This window comes from uncultured Acetatifactor sp. (assembly GCF_948601915.1).
Classification (GTDB): Bacteria; Bacillota; Clostridia; order Lachnospirales; family Lachnospiraceae; genus Acetatifactor.
This window is the reverse complement of record NZ_CAPDXS010000267.1, coordinates 1-2235: the sequence shown is the minus strand read 5'-3', so window position 1 is coordinate 2235 and position 2235 is coordinate 1. Positions and strand designations below refer to the sequence as shown.

The following is a 2235-nucleotide window of genomic DNA, read 5'->3' as shown; positions in this document are numbered from 1 at the left end:
ATGCCTGCAGGAAGGAGGATACCCTCTTTGCTGCAGGTACAACGCACACCACATACCCCGTCATTTCCGGCGGGGTTATCTGCTGTATTCTGTTCCTTATGCCGCTGTCATTTTTCCGCCGGCCGGAGAAACCGCTGTGCCTGGAAACGCTTCAGACAGACGGCGCCGAAGGAACCGTAACGGCTGCAAATACCATTTACCGAAAAAGGAGAACACCTTATGAGACCATCCGCCTCCCAGACCTGGCCCCTGGTGGCGCCGGACTGGATCCAGAACGGACCCGAATGGCTGAACGACATCGGGTACGATGTATACAAAAGCTTTATCTTTGACGACAGGTACCAAATGTACATAAAAGGCCTGGGCAACACCCTCCTGCTCACCTTCCTGGCGCTGCTCATAGGCGTGGCCCTGGGGGTGGTAATCTCCCTGGTCCGGGTATCCTGGGACAAAAACCATACGGAAATACAGGGACCCGGCAAATTTTTCTTAGGTTTCTTCAATGCCCTGGCAAAGGTGTATCTCACCGTGATCCGCGGTACCCCCATGGTGGTGCAGCTGATGATCATGTACTTCGTGGTCTTCGCCTCCAGCCGGAACAAGGTCATGGTGGGCGCCCTGTCCTTCGGCATCAATTCCGGGGCCTATGTGGCGGAGATCATCCGGGGCGGCATCATGTCCATCGACGGAGGCCAGATGGAGGCAGGCAGGAGCTTAGGCTTCGGCTACGTGGCCACCATGCGCTACATCATCCTGCCCCAGGCCTTCAAGGCGGTGCTCCCCACCCTGGCCAACGAGTTCATCGTGCTGCTGAAGGAGACTGCTGTGGCGGGCTACGTGGGCCTCACGGACGTGACCTATGCGGGCAACATCATCGGCGGCAACTGCTACGACTATCTGTTCCCGCTGCTGATGTCCGCTTTGATCTATCTGATACTGGTAATGTTCTTCACCTTCCTGGTAGGGAAGCTGGAAAGGAGGCTGCGGAGCAGTGAGCGCTGATATCATACAGGCAATCAATCTGGAAAAGCATTTCGACGGCGGCGACATCAAGGCCCTGAACGGCGTCAACGCCTCCGTGAAAAAAGGCGAGGTGGTCGTAGTCATCGGCCCCTCAGGCTCCGGGAAATCCACTTTCCTGCGCTGCCTGAACCTCTTGGAGGTGCCCACGGGCGGAGCAGTCTTGTTCGAGGGCGTGGACATCACCGACAAGAAGGCCGACATCAACCTCCACAGACAGAAGATGGGCATGGTGTTCCAGCACTTTAACCTGTTCCCCCACATGACCATCTTAAAGAACATGACCCTGGCCCCCGTGAAGCTGCTGGGGAAATCCCAGGCAGAGGCGGAGGCAAAGGCGAAGGCCCTGCTGGAGCGGGTGGGGCTTTCTGACCGGGCGAACGCCTATCCCAGCCAGCTCTCCGGCGGCCAGAAGCAGCGAATCGCCATCGTCCGGGCCCTGTGCATGGATCCGGAGGTCATGCTCTTCGATGAGCCCACCTCCGCTCTGGATCCTGAGATGGTGGGTGAGGTGCTGGAGGTCATGAAGGAGCTGGCCAAGGAAGGCATGACCATGGTGGTGGTCACCCATGAGATGGGATTTGCCAGGGAGATGGCAGACCGGGTCATCTTCATGGCGGAGGGGAAGATCGTGGAGGAGGGGGCGCCGGAGAAGATCTTCTCCGCCCCGGAGCAGGCCAGGACCAGGGAGTTTCTGGCGAAGGTGCTGTGAGCGGGAGAGCGTACACTATCTGTGCGGTAGTGTACGCTCTCTGGATTTTGTTTTTTACTGAAGCTGCTCTTCTATACACCTTATGAATTTCTTCCTGTTAAAAATCAGGAAGCGGTACGTCTTCCTATCTTGCGTTTCGATTACCGTTGTAGGGATAAAGAGCACCCATCTTGCCGCGAAAACCGACTTGATTTTCTCGTAGGGAATCAGCAAGTCCTTGTACTCGTCCGCTATAGTAAGTTTCTGACAGCGGAAGCGAAATCCATCGTCAACAAGATATGCCCCTCCGCCATGAATGCCACATATACATGCACTTGCATAGAAACTCTTTTTCATACTAATCAGCTCCTATATGAATTAAGCAATTTTTTTCATTTCCTGATAGCTTAAAAACTGCTCCGGTTAGTGAATTTGCTAACAGGTACTCTCCTACATTTTTATCAGACTTAATAAAAATATTGTACTTTGAGGTTTTCAATCTTTACACCCTCCCCTGTTTAATT

At 54.4% G+C, this 2235-nt stretch carries 3 protein-coding genes; 2 read left to right on the top strand and 1 reads right to left on the bottom strand.

Translation table 11 applies throughout. The annotated features are described in order from the left end of the window. The first annotated feature begins 345 nt into the window (after positions 1–345). The gene (locus Q2B33_RS23880) at positions 346–1002 is read left to right on the top strand and encodes an amino acid ABC transporter permease (RefSeq protein ID WP_300823276.1); all 657 of its coding nucleotides are present in this window, start codon (positions 346–348) and stop codon (positions 1000–1002) included. Next, on the top strand, positions 992–1732 hold the full coding sequence (locus Q2B33_RS23875; protein WP_300784680.1) for an amino acid ABC transporter ATP-binding protein: 741 nt from the start codon (positions 992–994) through the stop codon (positions 1730–1732). Before Q2B33_RS23880 ends, Q2B33_RS23875 begins: the two co-directional genes overlap by 11 nt. A gap of 54 nt (positions 1733–1786) precedes the next feature. On the opposite strand, the gene Q2B33_RS23870 is transcribed toward Q2B33_RS23875, so the two are convergent. Further along, the gene (locus Q2B33_RS23870; protein WP_296473402.1) at positions 1787–2068 is read right to left on the bottom strand and encodes a hypothetical protein; all 282 of its coding nucleotides are present in this window, start codon (positions 2066–2068) and stop codon (positions 1787–1789) included. Positions 2069–2235: the final 167 nt, after the last annotated feature.

Excerpts from the sequence above, each read along its gene's own strand:
- Q2B33_RS23870 (WP_296473402.1), bottom strand. The coding sequence starts at position 2,068 with ATGAAAAAGAGTTTCTATGCAAGTGCATGTATATGTGGCATTCATGGC.
- Q2B33_RS23880 (WP_300823276.1), top strand. The coding sequence starts at position 346 with ATGTACATAAAAGGCCTGGGCAACACCCTCCTGCTCACCTTCCTGGCG.